General features: G+C 41.0%; 18 protein-coding genes. 4 read left to right on the forward strand and 14 right to left on the reverse strand.

Features of this window, described 5'->3' with window-relative positions:
• Positions 1–4: 4 nt before the first annotated feature.
• From BM375_RS15135 to BM375_RS15145, 3 genes are read right to left on the reverse strand one after another with little or no spacing between them, the layout of a single operon-like run.
• On the reverse strand, positions 5–574 hold the full coding sequence (locus BM375_RS15135; protein ID WP_093367284.1) for a chemotaxis protein CheB: 570 nt from the start codon (positions 572–574) through the stop codon (positions 5–7).
• Positions 571–1401 (reverse strand): CheR family methyltransferase, encoded by an 831-nt coding sequence (locus BM375_RS15140; RefSeq protein ID WP_093367285.1) that lies wholly within the window; start codon positions 1399–1401, stop codon positions 571–573. The genes BM375_RS15135 and BM375_RS15140 overlap by 4 nt, the downstream gene beginning before the upstream one ends.
• Complete coding sequence (locus BM375_RS15145; protein ID WP_093367287.1) at positions 1389–4826, reverse strand: response regulator; 3438 nt, start codon at positions 4824–4826, stop codon at positions 1389–1391. Before BM375_RS15145 ends, BM375_RS15140 begins: the two co-directional genes overlap by 13 nt.
• Before the next feature lie 213 nt (positions 4827–5039).
• Between BM375_RS15145 and floA the strand changes: the two genes are divergently transcribed.
• On the forward strand, positions 5040–6026 hold the full coding sequence (floA, locus tag BM375_RS15150) for a flotillin-like protein FloA (protein WP_093367289.1): 987 nt from the start codon (positions 5040–5042) through the stop codon (positions 6024–6026).
• Between the two features lie 122 nt (positions 6027–6148).
• On the forward strand, positions 6149–7453 hold the full coding sequence (locus BM375_RS15155; RefSeq protein WP_244525926.1) for a DUF3472 domain-containing protein: 1305 nt from the start codon (positions 6149–6151) through the stop codon (positions 7451–7453).
• A gap of 47 nt (positions 7454–7500) precedes the next feature.
• Here BM375_RS15155 and trpA read toward each other — a convergent pair whose 3' ends face one another.
• The 9 genes from trpA to BM375_RS15200 form a co-directional block, all read right to left on the reverse strand.
• Positions 7501–8259 carry a tryptophan synthase subunit alpha gene (trpA, locus tag BM375_RS15160; RefSeq protein WP_093367290.1) on the reverse strand — a complete coding sequence of 253 codons (759 nt, stop codon included), beginning with the start codon at positions 8257–8259 and terminating at the stop codon, positions 7501–7503.
• Positions 8260–8299: 40 nt separating this feature from the next.
• Complete coding sequence (trpB, locus tag BM375_RS15165) at positions 8300–9484, reverse strand: tryptophan synthase subunit beta (protein WP_093367292.1); 1185 nt, start codon at positions 9482–9484, stop codon at positions 8300–8302.
• Positions 9477–10088 (reverse strand): phosphoribosylanthranilate isomerase, encoded by a 612-nt coding sequence (locus BM375_RS15170; RefSeq protein WP_244525927.1) that lies wholly within the window; start codon positions 10086–10088, stop codon positions 9477–9479. The genes trpB and BM375_RS15170 overlap by 8 nt, the downstream gene beginning before the upstream one ends.
• A gap of 4 nt (positions 10089–10092) precedes the next feature.
• Positions 10093–11082, reverse strand: coding sequence for an anthranilate phosphoribosyltransferase (trpD, locus tag BM375_RS15175; RefSeq protein ID WP_093367293.1), 990 nt, complete (start codon positions 11080–11082; stop codon positions 10093–10095).
• Positions 11083–11620: 538 nt separating this feature from the next.
• Positions 11621–12079 carry a hypothetical protein gene (locus tag BM375_RS15180; RefSeq protein WP_093367295.1) on the reverse strand — a complete coding sequence of 153 codons (459 nt, stop codon included), beginning with the start codon at positions 12077–12079 and terminating at the stop codon, positions 11621–11623.
• Between the two features lie 76 nt (positions 12080–12155).
• A complete protein-coding gene (locus tag BM375_RS15185; RefSeq protein ID WP_002996718.1) occupies positions 12156–12377 on the reverse strand; it encodes a DUF2795 domain-containing protein in 222 nt (73 codons plus the stop codon).
• 109 nt (positions 12378–12486) lie between these two features.
• Entirely contained in the window at positions 12487–13245 is a 759-nt protein-coding gene (locus BM375_RS15190) for an ABC transporter ATP-binding protein (protein ID WP_093367296.1), read from the reverse strand.
• A gap of 26 nt (positions 13246–13271) precedes the next feature.
• On the reverse strand, positions 13272–14015 hold the full coding sequence (locus BM375_RS15195) for a lysophospholipid acyltransferase family protein (RefSeq protein ID WP_093367298.1): 744 nt from the start codon (positions 14013–14015) through the stop codon (positions 13272–13274).
• Positions 14016–14230: 215 nt separating this feature from the next.
• Positions 14231–15601 (reverse strand): dipeptidase, encoded by a 1371-nt coding sequence (locus BM375_RS15200; RefSeq protein ID WP_093367299.1) that lies wholly within the window; start codon positions 15599–15601, stop codon positions 14231–14233.
• Positions 15602–15922: 321 nt separating this feature from the next.
• Between BM375_RS15200 and BM375_RS15205 the strand changes: the two genes are divergently transcribed.
• Both BM375_RS15205 and BM375_RS15210 read left to right on the forward strand, forming a co-directional pair.
• Positions 15923–18679, forward strand: a complete 2757-nt coding sequence (locus BM375_RS15205; RefSeq protein ID WP_093367301.1) for an outer membrane beta-barrel family protein — start codon at positions 15923–15925, stop codon at positions 18677–18679.
• Entirely contained in the window at positions 18679–19464 is a 786-nt protein-coding gene (locus tag BM375_RS15210) for a GLPGLI family protein (protein ID WP_093367302.1), read from the forward strand. Before BM375_RS15205 ends, BM375_RS15210 begins: the two co-directional genes overlap by 1 nt.
• Positions 19465–19546: 82 nt before the next feature.
• Here BM375_RS15210 and BM375_RS15215 read toward each other — a convergent pair whose 3' ends face one another.
• Both BM375_RS15215 and BM375_RS15220 read right to left on the reverse strand, forming a co-directional pair.
• Positions 19547–19726 carry a histone H1 gene (locus BM375_RS15215; protein WP_093367304.1) on the reverse strand — a complete coding sequence of 60 codons (180 nt, stop codon included), beginning with the start codon at positions 19724–19726 and terminating at the stop codon, positions 19547–19549.
• Positions 19727–19850: 124 nt separating this feature from the next.
• The gene (locus tag BM375_RS15220) at positions 19851–21989 is read right to left on the reverse strand and encodes a S46 family peptidase (protein ID WP_093367305.1); all 2139 of its coding nucleotides are present in this window, start codon (positions 21987–21989) and stop codon (positions 19851–19853) included.
• Positions 21990–22077 lie beyond the last annotated feature (88 nt).

Genomic DNA, 22077 nt, shown 5'->3' on the forward strand with positions numbered 1-22077 from the left:
ACGGTTATGTTAAGTTTCTAAAATAAGAGATAATCTCTTGGTTGGAGTAAATTGTACTTGTTTCGCTCTGTTCTATCGCGCTGAGTGGCATGGTTGTGATTAAGGCTTCATCCGGTGATTGAATGAAGGTCTGTCCGCCCATTTGGTCGATATGAGATATACCGTTGGCACCATCCTTGTTCGCTCCTGAAAGAAGAAAAGCTGTGCAATCTTTCTGATATACATCCGCCGCTGATTCAAAAAGAACATCAATGGAAGGGCGAGAAAACGCTACAGGTTCCGACGAATCGAGCGCAAATGTATAACCTGGTTCTACAAGAAGATGATATCCCGGTGTAGCAAAGTATATGCTGTTCTGTAAAATGGGTTCTTTATCATTGGCTTGGCTAATGACGCGCCCTGATTTCTTGGTCAAGGTCTCTTCCATGTGCGTTTCATAACGGGCATTACGGTGGATCAGTACGATGATGGCGGCACGGAAATATACAGGTAAGGCTTCTATAATCTGTATGATGATAGGATAGGAACCAGCACTACCTCCAATAAGAATGATATTTTTGGCTACCGCTGTCATTTTATCTTTTGGTAAATGTTAAAATCTCGATTAACCAGCTTAAACTTGGCTCTCAAATCGCTGTAGAGTAGTTTTTCTTTCGAACCAAGGCATAGGAAGCCAAATTCACTAAGGGAGTTGTATAAGAGATTGAGTACCTTCTTCTGCAATTCCGGGTCAAAATAGATCAGTACATTTCTACATGAAATAAACTGAAATTCATTGAAGATGGAATCTGTAGCTAAGTTATGTTGCGAAAAAAGAATATTCTTGCGGATTTGCTGATTGAAAATGGCCGCATCATACATAGCGGTGTAGTAAGTAGAGAGACTATTTGCTCCTGTAGTCGCAATGTAGTTCTCGGTATAGAGCTTTATATTCTTCAGTGGATAAATCGCTTTTTTTGCAGTTTCGATAACTTGTCCGTTGATGTCCGTACCATAGATAAAGCTACGGTCATAGAGGTTTGCTTCTGACAGCAAAATGGCTAGTGAATAAACTTCTTCTCCTGTAGAACAGCCTGCACTCCATAGCTTGATTCGAGGAAAAGTTTCCAGATAGGGGAATACTTCCGTACGCAAGGCCGTGTAATAATCCGGGTCTCGAAACATCTCGGTAACATTCACCGTAATTTCGTTCATTAGGAAAGTCTGAAAACCTTCGATGTTTGTGATAGCATTTTTCAAATCGACAATATCCATCTTCTCTAAGGCCATGATACGCTGGACCCTCCTCTTCAAAGAGGATTTGCTATAGCCTGAAAGGTCATAGTCCGAAATGTTGTTCAGCAGAAGGATGATCTCATCCAGTTCCTGAAAGGTAATGTATGCATTCGTTAGCTTAGCCATACGCGTATTAATGAAACCAACTTATCCATATCAATAGGCTTGCTAATATAGTCATTGGCACCTATCTGTATGGACTTTTCTCTATCTCCTTTCATTGCTTTGGCCGTGACCGCTATAATGGGTAGATGAGCATGGCGCTTGTCCTTGCGAATATTTCTGATTGCCTCATAACCATCCATCTGGGGCATCATGATGTCCATCAATACAATGTCTATAGCCGTGTCGGGATTGTTGACGATCTCTACAGCCTCTATACCGTTATTGGCTATTTCTACCTGCATATCGTACTGTTGTAGTGCTGTAGTCAATGCAAAAACATTGCGCATGTCATCGTCAGCAATCAAGACATGTTTGCCCTTTAATGTATCCTGAAGTGGGGTAATCTGCTCTAATTTTTCCGTATTTTTCAACGGGGCATAGTTGTCCGAATTGAGCTTATTTAGGAAGAGCGTAACTTCATCAATCAATCGGCTGTTGCTTTTACTCGATTTCAGGACCATTGCCTTGGTGTACTGATGGATGTTATCTATCTGTTCCTGCGAAAGGTCGTATGCTGTGTTTATAATAATAGGTGTCTCACGGTGGTTCTCCATCGATTTGATGGCGTCCAATACGTCAAGTCCATTGGCATCAGGGAGCTTAATATCCAAGATTACACAATCTATATTTTTATCTTCTGTCAATTTTGTCAAACCAGATTGTGCCGTAAATGCTTGGATAACATTGATATTCTGTTCTGCAAAAGCGGACTTGATGACTTCGCTCTGAAATTCTTGATCTTCGATCAACAGAATTCTTTTTACGCCCTCTTTGATATTCAAATGGATATTTTCAAAGGTGCGCTGTATGGCTGATTCGGACACGGGCTTGGAAAGAAAACCAATAGCACCATGTTCTATAAACTCTCTTTGGTCAAAGTTTGCGGCAGACATCATGTGGACAGGGATATGTTTGGTTTCCACATCGGCTTTCAGGGTTCGCAAGACTTCCCATCCATCGGATAAGGGTAGCATCACGTCCAGAATAATGGCATTGGGCTTTAGTTCTTTGGCCTTTTGCAGTCCTGTGGTGCCATCATGTGCCAAAATGGCCTTAAAACCTGCTTGAACGGCAAATTCTCGGAGAATTTCTGCAAAATTAACATCGTCCTCAACGATTAGGAGAGTTTTGCCTACATTGCTATCTTCGTTTTTCTTGTTGAAAGAATGGATAGGTTGAACTTCTTTTTTCTCTTCTGGAATAAATGCAACCGTTTCGATAGGTGTATCTGTCGGGGCTGTGTGTTTGAATGGAATAATCAGAGAAAAAGAGCTTCCTTTGTCGATTTCGCTTTTCAGGGTAATCTTTCCGCCTAGTAGGGATGCTATCTCCCTGCTTATGGATAAACCAAGGCCTGTCCCTCCATATTTGCGGCTTGTCGAACCGTCTTCCTGACGGAATGCCTCAAATATGATGGCTTGTTTGTCAGGTGCTATACCCTTCCCATCGTCTGTTACGGTAAATGTTATATGCTCTTGGTCGCTTGTAATAGCAAATTGGACATGTCCTTTTCTTTCTGTAAACTTGAATGCATTAGAGAGAAAATTCTTTAGAATCTGCTCTAATCGATATTCATCGCTGACAAATTCGACAGGAGTCGATGGATCTATATCTATGTTAAAGGTAATGTCCTTTTCCTGTGCAGTTGCTGCAAATAGATTTTCTAATGTTTTTGCAAAAAAAGTAGTTTGTATCTGCTCAAAGCTGAGTTCCACTTTGCCCGATTCTATTTTTGCCAAATCCAGTATAGAATTGATAAGTGAGAGCAAATCACTTCCTGCACTATGGATAACGGATGCATATTTGACCTGATCGTCGTATAGGTTTTTTTCCTTATTGTCACGAAGTAGCTTCGCCAAAATGAGAATACTGTTTAGAGGCGTACGAAGCTCATGGCTCATATTTGCCATAAATTCTGATTTATATCGACTGGCTTGTTCTACTTCCTGAATTTTTTGCTCTACAGTTTGCTGTGCTTGATGAAGATCATTATTGCGTGTTTCCAATAACTGTGCTTTATCTTGTAGCTCCTGATTCGCTTGCTGTAATTCTTCTTGTTGTACGCGAAGTTCTTCTTCGGATGCCTCCAGCAGATTGGTCTTATAAACAAGTTCCTCATTCGTAATCCGCAGTTCTTCCTGTTGTGCCTCTAATTCTTCTGTTTGTTGTTGGGTCTCTTCAAATAAGCTCTCCAACAAGGTGTGTTCCTGTCCGAATTTAATGCTCATAGCAAGTGTGCGCATTACCCGCTGTAGGTATTTGGTGACCTTTTCCAATTCATTTTCACTTTGGAAGTCGACTCCTATTTCCAAAAGCCCCCAACTTCTATGCTCATATACAAAAGGAACTAATATGATTTTTTTCAAAACATCAGAAGCAATAGTGGAGGAAGATCGTATGGTGTCTTGTGTTGGGTCTTGATCCAGAATAATCATCTCTTGATTATTGGTTGCCAAACCGCGAAGTCCCTCCCCATCTATGAAAGAGGAAAGATGTCCATTCTTGTTATCAATACCAACGTGTTCGTGTAATATATATTCCTGTGTATCGCTTTTTTTGATATAGAAAGCACCAGCAAGGAATTTGGTCGAGTGCCGTATAGTTTCAAAACCAATTTTGGCAATCTTTCTTTCATCATCTATGCCGTTGAGCTTCTCATTCAATATATTGACCTCTTTTAAAACCCAGTTGGTCATATTGATTTTCTCTTGGGCGACTTTGTATTCTTTGTTTAATTCTTCTGCCGCGTGGTTGTTTATACGGAGCTGCTTATTTATTCGGATAACCCGGCTGGCAATATACAGGATAAAAAGCAAGGGGAGTCCGATGGCAACGTAAGCTAAGGTTTTGGTACGATTGGCAGCAGCATAAATAGCATCATTCTGTGTGTTGCGTAGACTGATTAATGCTTCCCGGATAGTTGTGATATGGCGACTGACTCGACTGTGCTCGGCGATGAGGTCACGTTTATTTTTGTCAAAATCTTCGTTTTTCTGTCTTTCAACCTCTGTAAGGTTGATGATAGGTGCTATGGTGCTCTCTAGATTGTCAATCTGTTTCGATAATAATGATGTGCTTTCATAGCCTGCTCTTAAGTTGCGGATAGCATCTTCTATCTCATCCCGTGATGTGGCAATGTTTTGGAAAGAAAGCTGGTCATCTAGTACAAAGTAGCGTGTCTTTAATTGTTCAACTTCCAGCATTTGGCTCTCAATAGCATGTAGAATGCCTAATTTTTCCTGAGCATCATAGGTTGTTGCTTGAATGCGATCCATGTTGGCACTCATGGAATAGTAAAAATAGAAGGAAGCGCTCAAAACAATAGCATAGGCAATGGCGACTGCAATCACCAACTCCCATCGAATAAGTCTTTGTTTATGTTTCATTTTTCAACATTCAAGAATATTATAAATTCCACAAGTAGTATAATGATTATAGTGGTTAGATTAAATCTCTAAATTTAATATAATTTCAATACACACCGCTTTGCAAAATTAATTTTTTTCATCTATAAAAGATGTATTGAATTTTAGAACAGGTTTTTATTAGAGATTTACGCAGGAAAATAATATCTTTAAGAACAATTAAATAAAAAATGTATGGATCCAGGAATTAGCTTAATCTTAATTATCGTCGGAGGCGTTATTGCCTTCTTCTTCTTATTGTATTTGTTGCCGGTCAACTTATGGTTTACAGCGCAGTTGTCCAATGTGAAAATCAGTCTGTTGAACTTAGTGTTGATGCGGTTGAGGAAAGTACCACCTTCTTTGGTTACTAATGCGATGATTACTTCCACGAAAGCGGGTCTGCGCATTACTTCCAATGAAATTGAAACACATTATCTGGCTGGAGGCAATGTCAATAAAGTGATTAAGGCATTGATTTCTGCAGATAAGGCTAATATTCCTTTGGACTTTAAACTGGCAACGGCTATAGATTTGGCTGGTCGTGATGTTTTTGATGCGGTGCAGTTGTCTGTAAATCCGCAGGTTATCAACACACCTCCTGTTGCGGCTGTAGCGAAAGATGGTATTCAGCTAATAGCAAAAGCCCGTGTTACGGTGCGTGCAAACATCAACCAATTGGTCGGTGGTGCAGGTGAAGAAACTATTTTGGCACGGGTTGGTGAGGGTATCGTAACGACCATTGGCTCCTCAACGAATCATAAGGAAGTGCTGGAAAATCCAGACAGAATTTCCAAGACCGTATTATCGAAAGGTTTGGATTCTGGGACTGCCTTTGAGATACTTTCTATTGATATTGCCGATATAGATATCGGCGAAAACGTGGGCGCGAAATTACAGACCGATCAGGCAGAAGCTGATTTGAAAGTGGCGAATGCACGTGCGGAAGAGCGCAGGGCGATGGCGGTAGCGACAGAGCAGGAGATGCGTGCAAAGGCTCAGGAAGCGAAAGCCAAGGTTATTGAGGCCGAATCACAAGTGCCGATGGCGATGGCTGAAGCATTTCGTAGCGGGAATTTAGGCATTATGGATTATTACAAAATGCAGAATATCCAAGCGGATACGGATATGCGTACCTCTATTTCTAAACCGGGTTCAGGAGGAAATAAAGGTAATAGTTAATTTTTACAGGAACTTGTTTTCTGAAACAATCCAGCTACACAACCGATTGATTGAAAAAATCAGTCGGTTTTTTGTTTTTTTTATGCTAAAATTAGTCTTTGAAATCAGAGATTGAAAAGAAAATGAAAGCGATTACAAAGAAATTATGGGTAGCCTTGACTGCAATTGCAGCCCTCTCGGTAGGAGATATCATGGCACAGACTGCATCTAAGGAAATTATTGTTCCTATATCGGGTAATACCTGGCAGTCACCCAAGGAAACAAAAATCCTAACCCGGGAAGACGGGATAAAAGCGGGAGACAAGGACAGTGAATTTGCAACCTATGTGCGTTTTGCTACATTGGGTACAATAAATCTAGCGGTGCAAGTTGGGGAAGTGAAAGAGTCGGCCTCTATAAAGCTATCCGTTGGCAATCAGGTGTCGGAAGTTCAGGTCAATCCCCAGCAGAGTAACGGCACAGTTGCTGTTGGTGATTTTGTCGTGCAAGATACGGGATATGTCGCGATTAAATTGTCAGGCAACGGAAATCAAGGGCTTCCGACAATCCAGTCCTACCGCATAACTGGAAATCAAGAGTTGATTAATTCTGCAAAATATGTAGCCGATAACGAAGGAAATTACTTCTATTGGGGACGCCGTGGCCCATCGGTACATCTTTCTTATACAACTCCTGCCGATAAAGATATTGAATACTATTACAATGAGATTACGGTACCGGAGGGTGAGGATGTTGTCGGGTCTTACTACATGGCGAATGGATTCGGGGAAGGTTATTTCGGGATACAGGTCAACAGTGCGACGGAACGTCGTATTCTTTTCTCGGTATGGAGTCCTTTCCATACGGATAATCCAAAAGAGATTCCAGATGACGAAAAAATTCTGTTAACAGCCAAAGGAGCGGATGTTTATACGGGCGAGTTTGGCAATGAAGGTTCAGGCGGACAATCGTTCTTGCGCTATAACTGGATTACGGGAAATACCTATAAGTTTTTGTTACGAGGCCGCCCGATTGCTAACAATTATACGGAATATACGGCTTGGGTATTTGCTCCGGAAAAAGGCGATTGGCAGCTTATTGCACAGTTCCAACGCCCTAAAACAAATACATATCTGAAACGCTTTCACTCATTTTTAGAGAATTTTATTCCTTCACAAGGTAATTTGGAAAGACATGTTCGTTTCGCTAATCAATGGGTAAGGGATGTGAATGGAAAGTGGCATGAATGCACGCAGGCGAAATTCACGGCAGATGCTACGGCGAGAAAGGCATATCGTTTGGACTACGGTGGAGGTGTAAAAGGTAATGATTTCTATTTGCGGAATTGTGGTTTCTTCGCAGATTATACGGCTATTGGTTCGGAATTCGAAAGCGTGCCGAATGGTCAACAGCCTAATATAGATGTGGAAACGCTTCCACTACAATAATTAATAAAGAAGTAGAGACGTAGCATGCTACGTCTCTACTTCTTTATCTATAATCCTTTAATGCCTTGTATAAAGCTTGGAATTTTGTCCATGTAATCCGGTTCGCCTAATAGCTTAACAAAGGCACTGCCCACAATAGCCCCTTGGGCATATTCTGTGGCTTTTTGGAAAGTTTGTGCGGAAGATATACCGAACCCGATAACCAACGGGTTTTTGAGGTCCATGTCTTTAAGTTTTTGATAGTATGCTGCAGAAGATTCCTTAACCTCCAAGGTTTTTCCGGTTGTTGCATTTGAAGACAGGACGTAGATAAAACCTGTAGAAAGGTTGTCGATATACCGGATGCGTTCTTCTGAGGTTTGAGGTGTGACCAAGAAGATGTTGCTAATGCCGTTTTCCTCGAATATGTCCCGATAGAGTTCCTCATACTCATACATCGGAAGATCTGGAATAATGACACCATTTACACCCACTTCCTTACAGGATTTACAAAAGTTCTCTATACCGTATTGAAGAACGGGATTGAAATACCCCATCAGAAAAACTGGAATAGAAACTTGTTCACGAAGGTTCTTGAGTTGTTCGAAAAGTAGGGGGATGTTCATCCCATTTTGAAGGGCTACTTCAGAGCTATGCTGAATCACCGGTCCATCTGCAACAGGGTCGGAGTAGGGAAAACCAATCTCCAGAAAATCCGCTCCTGCTTCTTCTAGCATCTTGGCAATTTGTAAGGTGCTATCCAATGATGGATAGCCGGCTGTAAAATATATGGATAGTAATCCGTTTGCGTGTTTATTGAGTTGCATTTTTATACATTGTGATGTAGGGGCAAAAAATGTTTTGCCCCTACAAGTTAAAATACTTCATGTAATTATCTAAATCCTTATCGCCACGACCAGACAAGCAGATGACCACATTTTCTTTTCCGCTGAAGGTCATTTTTTCCAGATAGGCAAGTGCGTGTGAGCTTTCAATGGCCGGGATTATTCCTTCCAATTGCGTTAATCTCAATCCGGCTTGCATAGCTTCGTCGTCTGTAATGCTGACGTATTGACCACGCCCACTTTTGAATAACCAAGCATGCTGAGGACCGATTCCCGGATAATCCAATCCTGCAGAGATAGAGTAAGGTTCTACAACTTGTCCATCTTCCGTTTGCATCAATATGGAGCGGCTGCCGTGTAAGACACCTTCTCTGCCTAATGCTGTAGTCGCAGCCGATTCGCCACTATTCACACCATGTCCAGCAGCCTCTACGGCAATCAATTTTACCGTTTCATCATCTAAGAAATGATAAAACATGCCTGCTGCGTTAGAACCTCCACCGACACAAGCCATGACATAATCAGGTTGGTCATTTCCAGTTTTCTCAAGCAATTGTTTTTTGGTTTCTTCTGAAATAATGGATTGAAAGCGCGCAACCAAATCGGGGTAAGGATGAGGGCCGACCACGGATCCAATGATATAATGTGTATCTACGGGGTTATTAATCCAGTCGCGCAAAGCTTCGTTGGTGGCATCCTTTAATGTTTTGCTCCCCGATTGCGCCGCTACAACTTGTGCGCCCATCATTTTCATACGCGCGACATTGGGCGCTTGACGCTGTATGTCCATTTCACCCATATAAACGACGCATTCCAGCCCTTTCAATGCGCATACTGTAGCTGTTGCTACACCGTGTTGTCCGGCACCGGTTTCTGCAATGATGCGTTTTTTTCCTAAACGTTCAGCTAGGAGAATCTGGCCGATAGTATTATTGATTTTATGTGCACCAGTATGGTTGAGATCTTCCCGTTTTAGAAAGATATTGGCGTTATAGCGTTCCGATAGTCGTTGTGCATGGTATAAGGGAGAAGGACGTCCTACGTAATCTCTTAGCAATTGCTGAAACTCTTCCTGAAAACTTTTATCCTGCATGATGGCCAAATACTGCTGACGCAGTTCTTCCACATTGGGATATAGCATTTCGGGTATATATGCTCCTCCGAAAGGACCATAATATCCTTTTTCGTTGACTTGATATTTACTCATCTTTTATAATTTTCAATGCTTTTTTTAATTTTTCAATATCCTTTAAACCGGGAGATTGTTCAAATTTAGAATTTAAATCTAATCCTACTAACCGTGGATCTTGGATTTCTAAGGCTTGGGCAATGTTGTCTAAGCTTATCCCCCCGCTTAAGAAATAAGGTTTGTCATATGGGTAATCATTCAATATTGACCAATCGAATACCTGACCGGTACCTCCGTGCTGTTGGCTGCTGGTATCAAAAAGGAAGTAATCTACACTATCGAGATAAGGCTCCAGTATCTCCCACGAAAAATCGGGATGCAGACCAAAGGCTTTCCAGGTTTCCACACCTAACTTTCGCACTTCTGTACATAAAAGAGGAGATTCCGAACCGTGCAATTGCACAACTTGCAGACCTTCTGCTACTTTTTGTTGAACGACCGAGAGCTCAGCATTGACAAAGACACCTGTTTTGCGGATGTTCTTGCTGTCAATGTCCGGTATATACGCAACATAACGCGGGGATTTTTCGTAAAAGATAAATCCAATGTAGTCGATGTCTAACTGCATGAGCGTCTCGATATTCCTCTGCTCGCACATGCCACATACCTTGATTTTCAACATGCTGTTATGCTTTAACTAATTTCTTGAAACTGCCTAAAGCTTTTCCTCCAAGCAAGGATGCTTCGGCTTCATAATAGCAATCGCCAAAACTTTTTTCCGGGTGAAAGGTCTTGATACCAAAGGCTGCATTGGTCAATACGACATTGTTTTGCACATCTGTACCCTTGCCGTCCAGTATTTGTCGGAAGATAACAGCTGCGTCCTGCACATTATCACCTCCGGAGAGCTCTTCCATCTGCACTTTCTCGAAACCAAGTCCTTCCACCGTGTAGTAATTTTCACCTTGGTTATTGATGACTTTAAAATCACCTGTTAAGGAGATCTCGTCATAGCCATCTAAAGCATGGATAATGCTGTATTGCTTTTCAGTGTGCTGATAAAGGTAATTATAAAGCCTTGCCAGTTCCAAACTGAATACGCCTACAGACTGAAATTTCGGGTTCGTAGGGTTGGTCAAGGGCCCTAACATATTGAAGAAAGTTTTTACACCTAAAGCTCGGCGTATAGGCGCAACAGTTTTCATCGCCGGATGGAAGAGCGGTGCGTGCAGAAAACAGATATTTGCTTCGTCAAGCTGACGCTTGAGTTCTTCCTTGTCGTTGGTAAAGGTGTAGCCTAAATATTCCATGACATTGGACGAGCCGCATCCTGAAGAAACACCTACATTGCCGTGTTTGGCGACATGATAACCTGCGCCTGCGACCACAAAGGAGGCCAAAGTGGAGATGTTAAAGGTATTTTTGCCATCGCCTCCTGTACCACATAGGTCTATCAGGTCATAACCCGGAAACTCGACCTTAACACATAGATCATACATCGCATTGCGGAAACCACTCAACTCTTCCACACGGATGCTACGCATGCCGTAAGTGGTCATAAAAGCCGCAATCTGATGGGAGTCATACTTTCCTGTCGCAATATTGGTCAGGATCTCGTAAGCTTCCGCTTTCGTAAATGTCTTGTACTCGAATAGATGTATTAGTATTTCTTTCATTGTCTGTTGCTGTAAGCTGTATGCAGTAAGCTTTAGGCATTATCTGTACAGCTATGGTTAAAGTTCTCTCTCCAATCTTTTGCTTCGCGATGGCGGAGGAATAAAAAAGGCCTGCCTTTTCAAGGCAAGCCCACTATCTTTTGATGTAAATAATTCAAGCAATAGGTTTTCGCCACAACATTAGATGTTGTGCCACCACCACGCTGTATTTACATTGCTGAATTTCATTTTTAACATTATCTAAAAACAAATGTCATATATTTATTAATTAATTCCAAGAAAAATTATGAAAAAATAAAGACTTCTGTTTAATATCTTGTTTTTAAGTTTTCTTGTTACAGAGGTAGAGTGTTTGGTGTTGAGAAAAAAACACTTCCGAGGTCATCGGTCAACGCCATTGTATTAAGTTAACAGATGTCGCTTGATATTCGAGGTACACACGGCACGTGTGCACCAGCAGTGTTTGCTGTCGCGCTCGTGATTGTGTTAAGTAATCATAGAAGGCTTATAGCATAAAGCTTACAGCCTATTGCTGAATCTAATACGTGACAAAATGCGCAACTCGATTTCCTTTAGAAACTAAGGTAAAAGACGCTATTCTGTTGTCTTCGATATAGATAGCCAACATTTGTCTGCCTTTGTACTTTAAGAAATACATGTTTTCCGTCGGTTTCCCTTCCGGGTCGATGTCCCGGGTCTCTTTGCGCGGGAGTTGTTGAAAGGAAATGTACTGGATTTCATCTATATTTTTTGTGCTGAGATTGAGCTTGATTTCCTCAATACTTGCCTCAAGGTAGTCGTACATATCGTTGTCAAGCGAGTCGCTAAGCCAGACATGTTTATTGAGGATGACATCAGACCTTGATTCACTGTTGGCAATATCGTTTATGAAGTTATGGATGATATCTAAGTGTGAGGTGTTTGTAGCAGAGGGTGTATCCTGTGCATATAGCGCGTTGGTCAATACCATGACCAGAATAGTAATTATCGTTCTCATTGTAGGGATTAGACGAAAGACATCTTAAAAAGATTAATTTACTAAAAAAGCCACCTCAAGGTGGCTTTTTTATGTTTTAATACTCATCTTCGTTGAAAAAGAAGTCGTCTTTGGTCGGATAGTCAGGCCAGATTTCTTCAATGTTTTCATACGGCTCGCCATCATCTTCCAAAGCTTGTAAGTTTTCGATGACTTCCACAGGAGCTCCTGAACGAATAGCATAGTCAATTAACTCGTCTTTAGTTGCTGGCCATGGCGCATCTTCTAAGTGTGATGCTAATTCAAGTGTCCAATACATATCTAATAATTTATAGTTGCCATTTTCCGCAAAAATAACATTATTATTCACTAAAGCAAGTCAAAAGAATGTTAAGTATATAATTTACTGAAAAATAGTTGTTTAAAATTTATATATTCTCAAAATCTGTTCCTTTCTCCCGCAGGGCATTCAACCGGGGGAGTACGGATTTGACATCGGGATTTGGATAATCGTCTTCAATAAGGCCATCCCGCATACGAACAATACGGTGTGCATGTTGCGCAATATCCTCTTCGTGTGTCACCAAAATAATCGTATTACCCCGTGCATGGATATCCTCCATAAGTCCCATTATTTCGATAGAAGTTTTGGTGTCTAAGTTACCTGTTGGCTCATCGGCTAGGATAATGGAAGGGGTATTGATAAGTGCTCGGGCTACGGCTACACGCTGTCTTTGACCGCCCGATAATTCGTTAGGCTTATGGTCGACACGGTTCCCCAATCCAACATTTTCAAGCGCTTGCAATGCACGTTCCTCTCGAGCTTTTTTGCTTAACCCTGCATAGATAAGCGGCAGAGCAACATTTTCCATCGCCGTACTTTTTGGCAAGAGGTTGAATGTCTGGAATACGAAACCTATTTCCTTGTTCCTCACTTCTGCTAGCTCATCCTCGCTCATATCCGATACATTTATCCCATTCAGAATATATTCGCCTTTGGAAGGTGTATCCAAACAGCCCAAGATATTCATCAAGGTTGATTTTCCTGAGCCGGAAGGCCCCATCAATGCCACAAATTCGCCTTTTTTTATGTTCAAGGTGACCGATTTTAACGCATGGATTTCCTCTGCGCCTATGACATATCTTCGTCCGATATCGTTTATCTGAATTAAGTAGTTATCCTCCATGTATTATGTTGCTAACAGGGGTTAAGTTACGATTTATTATAGATATCCCAAGCATCTTTCATCTTATTGTACACGTCGGTTTCCAGAAAATCAATCGCTGCTGTATCCAATCCATTGGTTTGGATGGGGGCAAGTACTTTTACGTGGATAGTACCAGGTTTTGATCCTGATTTTAGACCATCATCCCATAAGACTTTCCAAGCGTCTTGGATGACTACGGGAAGCAATGCAATATTATTTTCGGTTGCGATGCGAAACGCACCAGACTTGAAACGGTGCAATGTCGGGGGGTATTGATCGTCAATTTTTCCCTCGGGGAAGATGACCAATGACTTGCCCTGTTGTACAAGTGCAGAACCATTTTTATAAGCCTTGAAGGATGATACTTTACTGTCTCGTTTAACAGCAATGTCTATCGTCTTGAAAAATATTCTGGTAACCGGATTTTTCAATAATTCTATCTTTCCCATAAAAGAAAATGAGGAAGGACAGAGGTTATTGATGACGGTAATATCGAGGATAGAAGTGTGGTTAGGGCAGATGATATAGTTGCGGTTCCAGTCAATAGCTTGCTCGTATTCAATCTTTATACGAAACCCTACTGTGTAAAAACCAGCTAAGCTAATCCATCTGCGCATCTTTACAAGCTGATTGTAATACTTTGTTGGGTTGCGGGCATAAAAAAGCAGGAAGGGATAACCCAATAGGAAATAAAAAAGTATAGCAGTAAAATAGGCAATTAGATGTAGTCTCCTTAAAGCTTTGTTCATACTGGGGTGTAATAAAACTTGTAGAGGATGTCTGGAGGACTAACTATAACTATCGTCGTCATTACGAGGTACGAAGCAATCTGACGATAGTAAAACGCAGATTGCCTGCCTGCGGTAGGCAGGCTTTGTCGCTACCACTTCTCGTCCCGAATACTTTCGGGAACGCGTTTTTAGTTTAGCAGATGCTTTCCCAGACATCCTCATAAATGCCCATTCTATTTATTTAGTTCTGCATAGTATTTGAAAAACGAAGGAATTGTTTCAATACCTTTCAGGTAGTTTTCAATACCATACTTTTCGTTTGGCGAATGCAGATTGTCGCTATCCAGACCAAAGCCCAGCAATACTGTTTTTACATTTAGCTCTTTTTCAAAAAGTGCAACGATAGGGATAGAACCTCCACCTCTGGTTGGAATAGGCTTTTTGTTGAAGGCTTCTTCCAAAGCTTTTTCTGCAGCTTGGTAAGCTATGCTATCCGTAGGAGTAACTACAGGCTCACCACCATGATGCGGTTTTACTTCGACTTTGACACAAGCTGGTGCTATGCTTTCAAAATGTTTCTTGAATAAATTGGTAATCCTTTCCGAATTTTGGTTAGGAACCAAGCGCATGGATATTTTGGCATAAGCCTTAGACGGAAGCACGGTTTTTGCACCTTCACCGATGTATCCACCCCAGATTCCGTTTACCTCTAATGTAGGACGAATACCTGTGCGCTCGATACTTGTATAGTCTTTTTCTCCCCAGACATCGGCTATACCCAAATCTTGCTTGTATTCTTCAATATCAAAAGGTGCTTTGTTTAATGCTTCTCTTTCTTCAGCGGATAGTTCGATGACATCGTCATAGAATCCCGGAATGGCGATGTGGTTGTTTTCATCATGCAGGGAAGCAATTAACTTTGACAAGATGGTTGCCGGATTGGCAACAGCACCACCGTATATACCTGAGTGAAGGTCACGGTTAGGGCCAGTTACTTCGACTTCTACATACGACAAGCCTCTAAGCCCTGTCTCGATTGAAGGCTGTTCTAAGCTAATCATGGCCGTATCAGAGATGACAATCACATCACAGGTCAACCGATCTGTATTGGCTTTTACAAAAGTGCCCAAGTTAGCAGAGCCAACTTCCTCTTCTCCCTCAATCATGAATTTGACATTGCAATGCAAGGTGTTGGTTTGCATCATGTATTCAAAAGCTTTGACATGCATGTAAAACTGCCCTTTGTCATCAGCAGCACCGCGAGCATAGATTTTACCATCTCTTACCGTAGGTTCGAAAGGAGGTGTTTCCCACAACTCCAAAGGATCAGCTGGTTGAACATCGTAATGCCCATAGACTAAAACGGTAGGAAGCGCGCTGTCTATTATTTTTTCACCATAAACGATCGGATTTCCTGCTGTAGGACATACCTCTACTTTGTCAGCTCCCGCATCGCGAAGTTTTTGGGCTACAAATTCAGCTGTTTTAAGCACATCGCCTTTATATTTAGGGTCGGCACTTATCGAAGGGAAACGTAACAATTCAAATAATTCTTCTAAAAATCTGTCCTTGTTGGATTGAACATATTCTTTAATTGTCTGCATAATTTACCAGTTTTTACAAATCTAAACAATAAATCCAATGGCCTGTAACTTTTTGGTCTATTCTGCGACATATTTATGGAAAGAAAGGGATTTCAGCATCTTCTCTTTGCAACATCTTTGTTAATATGAAGGAAAAGTACGACTGATCTTTGGAAAGGGCGTAGTATTATGATATTTTCGTAGATGTGTTTCCAAGCAGCCTCCCGTAAAGAAATTCACAGGATGTTAAGAATGGTTAAATATGAATGTGAGAGGAGAGATTCAACCATAATTATAATATTTTCGCACAGCTATTAAAATTTAAAACTATCTATTTTTGTAATGAAAAGACTAACCCTACTGTTTGCCTTAATCTTTGTGAGCAGTTTCATGCTTGTGCATGGACAGACGAAGATCACGGGTGAGGTTGTTGATGAAAGCGATCAAACAACGAAGCTAACCAATGCCACTATTATGCTTCTGCAAGCCAAAGATTCTATTTTAGTGGATTTTACCCGAGCCAATGAAAACGGGAAGTTTTCCTTGGTAAAGCCAGATTCTTTGTCGTATCTCGTCGTTGTTAGTTATCCAAAGTTTGGGGATTACGTACGTGAAATTACTGAGCAGGGTGAGGTTAGCTTAGGCAAGATAGGATTGACAAGCGTGAGTAATCTCTTAGAGGAGGTGATGGTAACGGGGAAAATTCCTGTGGTTATCAAAGGCGACACGGTAGAATATGATGCATCTAGTTTTGCGGTAGAAAAAAATGCGAAAGTAGAGGACCTGTTAAAAGTATTGCCGGGAATCACGGTAGATGCAAATGGTAAAATTACTGCGCAGGGAAAAACAGTGGAAAAAGTGTTGGTCGACGGAGAAGAGTTTTTCGGTGATGACCCGACATTGGTCACACGTAATCTGCGTTCGGATATGGTGGATAAAGTACAACTTTATGAGAAAAAATCGGAAGAAGCCGAGCGCACCGGGGTCGATGACGGCGAGCGTATACAGACCCTGAACGTAACGTTGAAAGAGGATGCCAAAAAAGGGATGTTTGGAAAGGCGGAAGCAGGTGGCGGTACGGATGAATTTTATCTGGGGAAACTGGCATTAAACCGATTTAGAGGATCGCAAAAGATTGGGGCTTATGCTATTGGTGCCAATGACGGAACATTAGGCTTGGATTGGCAGGAGTCAGAAAAATTTGGTATGTCGCAGATGGAAATGTCCGATGATGGCGGTTTCTTTTTCATGGGAAGCGGTCTTGATTATTGGGATGGCAAGGGGCGTCCAAAGGCTTTTAATACCGGGATTAGTTTGACGGATGCATGGAAACAAAATAAGCATAAGTTAAACGCTAGTTATAAATATGGAATTATCCAAAATGACATTGAAGAGAGCACTATCTCCCAGAATAACTTAGTTGCCGGACAGATAAACTCTACAAACAACTCGCTGCAAGAGTCTGATAACCGTAAGCATAGATTCAATGCAAAATACGATTTGAAGGTGGATTCATTGACTACGTTTACCTTAAAATTATCTGCGGATAAGAGCAAAGTGGAGGTGGATAACTTTACAAATGCAACAACTTCAGACGAGAATTTCAATTTGATGAATAGTAACGAAAGGACACAAAAATCGATAGCGGACAACTCGAATTTTACGTATGACGGTTATTTGACGAGAAAGTTCAATAAGATTGGACGTTCATTATCGCTGCGTGTAGCGGGTAATGTGGCTGAGAACCAAGGTGACGCTTATCTACATTCTACGACTAATTTTTATGAAAACGGTGATCTCAGTAGAACACAATTAATCGATCAGTATAAAGATATTTCCAGTAAGTCCAATAATCTACGTTCATCCGTAACGTATACAGAACCACTGACTAAAAAACTCAATGCTTCTGTGGGATACGAGTTTAATCGCGCGAATACGCATTCGGTAAACAATTCCTACAATAATGATGGGACAGGAAATTACAACCAGTTGGATGCGGAATTCAGTAATGATTTTGATTTCAATACGATTCGCAATGCGGCGAACCTTTCTTTCAATTACAAGATGGAAAAGGTAGACATTAATTTTACCAATAATTTGCGGAACGATAATCTATTCCAGCGGAATAATTACCAAGATATGGAATTGAGCCGTGACTTCTTGACGTATAACCCGTCTATGCGGGTGACGTATAATATTAACAAGAATAAAAGGTTAAATTTCAGTTATAATCATTCTAATACGTTACCATCTTTATCGCAGATTCAACCTTTGCGCCAAAATACGGATCCACTGAATATCATCGTGGGAAATGAAGCATTGACGCCGGCAAGGAATGATAATTTCAGTATGTTTTTCAATAACTATAATATGCTGAAGGGGAAATATGCTTATGTCAGTGCAAACCTGAGACAGGTTCGAAACTCGATCCAACAGAATGTGATGATTGATGAAGTGACGGGTGTAAGAACATCTTTCTTTGATAATTTGGATGGTTATGTATCGAACAACCTGAGCTTGTGGGGAGGTGGTGGATTCCCGTTGATTAAGAAACATAAGATTGATGGTGGTTTCGACGTGGATGGAAGCTACGGTAATTATTATAATTTCATTAATGGTGAACTCAATGAGAATACGAATTTCAATTATTCTGCTGGACTTTCTATCAGAAAAAATACCACCAAGAATATTGACTTTCGTGTTAGCTTTCAACCCGGATGGCGGAATATGAAAACCTCCTTACAACCGGAATTCAATAGTTCTGGCTTCACGTACCGAACCAATGTCTGGTATAATTGGTACTTGCCGCTCAAAATATCCGTGTATGGAGACCTTTCCTATGACTATGAAGCTCCGACAAAAGCATTTGATGAGAAATTTGAACGCGTCCTGTTCAAACCGGGCGTGTCTAAAAAATTCTTGAAAGATGAAAGCTTGAGACTCGATTTTTATGTGAACGATATATTCAACCAAAATGTTGGGTTCAGACGCTTTCAATCAGGAAACGTTATCACCCAGAACACTTATAATACGATTTCCCGTTACTTCATGCTGAAAGTGACCTGGGATTTTACAACGATGAAAGGAGGAAGTAACTAATGAAAAGATATATTTATATAATAATTGCTTTGTTGATCACGACAAAGTTGAGCCATGGACAATATGCTTATTTTCCGGTAGAGGGGAGTATCGAGTACGATAAGACGGTACACGTGAAGAATTTACTAAAGCGCCATATTTCTACTTTGAAGGATGATGCTTTCTCTAAAAAGATATTTGAAGATATGATAGATAAAGTGAGTGAAACAGCTGTGCTGAAGAAAAAGCTTGCTTTTCGGGGTGAGGAAATGAGCTTGGAAAATGTTGAACAGACACATCCACCCATGATAAATAACCTCTTAAGACAAGGCTTGTTGGATTATCAGCAGACTGTTTATCAAAATTTGGAAAAATCTATCTCTAAGTCCAGCTTTGATATAGGAGGTTCGCCAATTCTGGTACAGGACTCACTTCTAAAGGTAAAGTGGAAAATCACCAACGAGTATAGAAATATTGCAGGTTATGAATGCCGAAGAGCCAATGGCGTTACACTGGATTCGGTGTATGTGGTTGCTTTTTATACCGATCAGATCCCGACTTCTGCAGGTCCGGGAACTATTCACGGCTTGCCAGGCATGATTCTGGGCTTGGTGGTTCCGGAACAACATTACAATATTTATGCTACGAAAGTTGATTTTAGCCAGCCAACCCTAAAAACGAATATTGGAGGGAGAAGAGATACGCCGATGACGCGTAAAGAGACACAGGATAAGCTAAAAGAAATATTAGGTAGATGGATGAGTGATCAACAGTTTAATCTGGTGATGGCGGCGATGTTATTATAGAAAGAAGCGTCGATATACCAAATAAAAATAGCCGTTGTGATATCACAACGGCTATTTTTATTATATGCAAAAAATCAAAAGACTATTTGCCGTCGTTTTTCTTAGCTGTTACTTCGTTACGAATTTCTTGCGCTAAAGTTTTGATTTCTTGTAGGCCTTTACGTACACGTGTACCAGCTGCTGAATTACCGTTGTTGAAGAATTTGTCAGCGTCAGCTTCGATAGAGGCTACTAAGCTTTTTAATTTGTTGTAGTTTTCCATTTTTAATGATATAATTTTAGTTTCTATTAATTAACTGTCCTAAGTTATTATAAAGATACAAAAACAACGAATGAAAGTGCAATTTTTGTATCTTTATTAGCAAATAAATTTGATTTTGACGTTTTTAATCTACAATTTTAAGTTCATCGATGATGTTTTGTGCTCCAGCAAATTTGTCGATGATGAAAAGTACATAACGAATATCGACTGAGATCGTACGCTGTAAAACAGGGTCAAAAATCACATCGCCAGCCATCGCCTCGATATTACCGTCAAAGGCCAAACCAATCAATTCGCCGTTTCCGTTAAGTACAGGTGAGCCCGAATTACCGCCTGTAATATCCTGATCGCTTAAGAAATTCACCGGCATATAACCCGCTTTGTCGGCATAGCGTCCGAAGTCTTTCGATTCGTACAATTCCATTAAGCGTTTAGGCAAATCAAACTCTTCGTCGTTAGGCTTATATTTTGCGATTGTACCTTTCAACGTGGTGTAGTTGTTGACTTTGGCATCGTTGCGTGGGTCAGCAGGTAAAGCGCGGATACTGCCGTATGTCAAACGCAAAGTGGAATTAGCATCCGGATAATATTTTCCTTTCGGGTTGGACGCTAACACGCCGGCGATGTATTTGCGGTAAGCTGCTTGGTATTGATCGGTCAAAGCCTCCAATTCCGGACTTTGCTCGCGATACTTGTCCATCAACGATTTGGAGATAAGGTATAAGGGATCGTTTTCTATGCTCTCCGTACTTGGCGATTGTAAGAAAGCTGTTAATTTATCCTTATCGGCGAAAATGCTTTTCGCAAAGGCTTCTTCAATCTGCTTTTGGAAATTATTGTTGTTCTGCGTAGCCAGTTGCTGAATGTACGGTGCTATGTTACCTGCTTTGCTTGCGTACAGGTTCAGCTCAGCGGCCAAAACATCGATCTCCAACGGAATATGGATATCCTCAAATGTAGATGAGAATGCATTTTCCAAGTTTGGTTTCATTTCTTGGCGTTTAGCCTCGTTGGCACCTGTATATTGTTTTAAAGCATTCCCGATGCTATAAGGAAGAGCCGCGTATTGTGATGAACGAATCATGCCGATAAGGTAGTTGTCGTGCAATGCCTTCTCGTTTGTTGTTTGAAAATAAGTATTGATGTCTGCCAATACATTGCCGTACTGCGCACGGTTAGCTTTCTTGTTTGCCCATTTCTGGAACTTAGCTTCTTGCTTGCGCTTGGTTTCCGCAGTACGGTGTTTCGTCAACGCATCAATCATTCCCTGACGATTTTTCCAATAGTTTGCTACACCAGAGTATTTTGATGCATAGTTTAATTTTACTGCTTGGTCTTTATCCATGTGTTTTTTCATGGCATCCATACCAACTTTAGAAGCTTCTACCCAAGCTGGATAAGCATAATGTACATTTTGATCGATACCTGCGGCAGGCATCCAGCGATTTGTACGACCGGGATAACCCAAAATCATGGAGAAATCACCTTCCTGGAACCCTTTGATGCTGATAGGCAAAAAGTGTTTAGGTTTTAAAGGTGTATTTTCTGTGGAATAAGGTGCAGGGTTACCATCTTTGTCACCATAGACACGGAAAACGGAAAAATCCCCGGTATGTCTTGGCCATTCCCAGTTATCCGTGTCCCCACCAAATTTACCGATGCTGTTCGGAGGTGTGCCTACCAGGCGTACATCGCTGTAATCCTGATACACAAAATAATAATACTCATTGCCGTTGTAAAAAGATTTGACGGAAACAACGTATTTTCCACCTTCGCTGTTCTCTTGTTCGATTTTTGCAATCTCCTGATTAATGATTTTCTCACGTTCTTTTTCGCTCATGTTATCATTGACCAAGCTCAAAATGCGTTTTGAAACATCGTCCATGCGTACGAAAAAACGTACGTAAAGTGATTTTGGCTTTAGCTCTTCGCTAAATGATTTTGCCCAAAAGCCATTTGTTAGATGGTCGTTTTCCGGGGTGGACAATTCCGCAATAGCACCATAACCGCAGTGGTGGTTTGTGAATACAAGTCCCTGTCCGGAAACGATTTCCGCGGTACATCCCCCATTGAATTGTACAATGGCATCCTTCAATGAAGAATTGTTGATGCTGTAAATTTCTTCGGCTGTCAGTTGCAAGCCTTTTTTCTGCATATCCGCCTCGTTCAGACGTTTCAAATGCATTAAAAACCACATGCCTTCATCGGCAAATGTGCTCATACTGACTACAGTGAGTAGTACGAGAATCCATATTTTTTTCATGTTCAACCTTAATTTAGTGATACGCAAAGTTGATTTATTTATTGCATATCTGCAAATAAGCCAATTGTCAAATTCATCAATATGTAAA

Origin of the sequence: Sphingobacterium wenxiniae (genome assembly GCF_900116225.1) — a bacterium.
Taxonomy (GTDB): domain Bacteria; phylum Bacteroidota; class Bacteroidia; order Sphingobacteriales; family Sphingobacteriaceae; genus Sphingobacterium; species Sphingobacterium wenxiniae.

What these genes read in the sequence shown, in the direction of transcription:
- BM375_RS15200 (WP_093367299.1), bottom strand. Translation starts at nt 15,601, where the DNA reads ATGCAGACAATTAAAGAATATGTTCAATCCAACAAGGACAGATTTTTA.
- BM375_RS15220 (WP_093367305.1), bottom strand. Translation starts at nt 21,989, where the DNA reads ATGAAAAAAATATGGATTCTCGTACTACTCACTGTAGTCAGTATGAGC.
- BM375_RS15205 (WP_093367301.1), top strand. Translation starts at nt 15,923, where the DNA reads ATGAAAAGACTAACCCTACTGTTTGCCTTAATCTTTGTGAGCAGTTTC.
- trpA (WP_093367290.1), bottom strand. Translation starts at nt 8,259, where the DNA reads ATGCAACTCAATAAACACGCAAACGGATTACTATCCATATATTTTACA.
- BM375_RS15155 (WP_244525926.1), top strand. Translation starts at nt 6,149, where the DNA reads ATGAAAGCGATTACAAAGAAATTATGGGTAGCCTTGACTGCAATTGCA.
- floA (WP_093367289.1), top strand. Translation starts at nt 5,040, where the DNA reads ATGGATCCAGGAATTAGCTTAATCTTAATTATCGTCGGAGGCGTTATT.
- BM375_RS15180 (WP_093367295.1), bottom strand. Translation starts at nt 12,079, where the DNA reads ATGAGAACGATAATTACTATTCTGGTCATGGTATTGACCAACGCGCTA.
- BM375_RS15195 (WP_093367298.1), bottom strand. Translation starts at nt 14,015, where the DNA reads ATGAACAAAGCTTTAAGGAGACTACATCTAATTGCCTATTTTACTGCT.
- trpD (WP_093367293.1), bottom strand. Translation starts at nt 11,082, where the DNA reads ATGAAAGAAATACTAATACATCTATTCGAGTACAAGACATTTACGAAA.
- BM375_RS15140 (WP_093367285.1), bottom strand. Translation starts at nt 1,401, where the DNA reads ATGGCTAAGCTAACGAATGCATACATTACCTTTCAGGAACTGGATGAG.
- BM375_RS15145 (WP_093367287.1), bottom strand. Translation starts at nt 4,826, where the DNA reads ATGAAACATAAACAAAGACTTATTCGATGGGAGTTGGTGATTGCAGTC.
- BM375_RS15135 (WP_093367284.1), bottom strand. Translation starts at nt 574, where the DNA reads ATGACAGCGGTAGCCAAAAATATCATTCTTATTGGAGGTAGTGCTGGT.
- BM375_RS15185 (WP_002996718.1), bottom strand. Translation starts at nt 12,377, where the DNA reads ATGTATTGGACACTTGAATTAGCATCACACTTAGAAGATGCGCCATGG.
- trpB (WP_093367292.1), bottom strand. Translation starts at nt 9,484, where the DNA reads ATGAGTAAATATCAAGTCAACGAAAAAGGATATTATGGTCCTTTCGGA.
- BM375_RS15170 (WP_244525927.1), bottom strand. Translation starts at nt 10,088, where the DNA reads ATGTTGAAAATCAAGGTATGTGGCATGTGCGAGCAGAGGAATATCGAG.
- BM375_RS15215 (WP_093367304.1), bottom strand. Translation starts at nt 19,726, where the DNA reads ATGGAAAACTACAACAAATTAAAAAGCTTAGTAGCCTCTATCGAAGCT.
- BM375_RS15210 (WP_093367302.1), top strand. Translation starts at nt 18,679, where the DNA reads ATGAAAAGATATATTTATATAATAATTGCTTTGTTGATCACGACAAAG.
- BM375_RS15190 (WP_093367296.1), bottom strand. Translation starts at nt 13,245, where the DNA reads ATGGAGGATAACTACTTAATTCAGATAAACGATATCGGACGAAGATAT.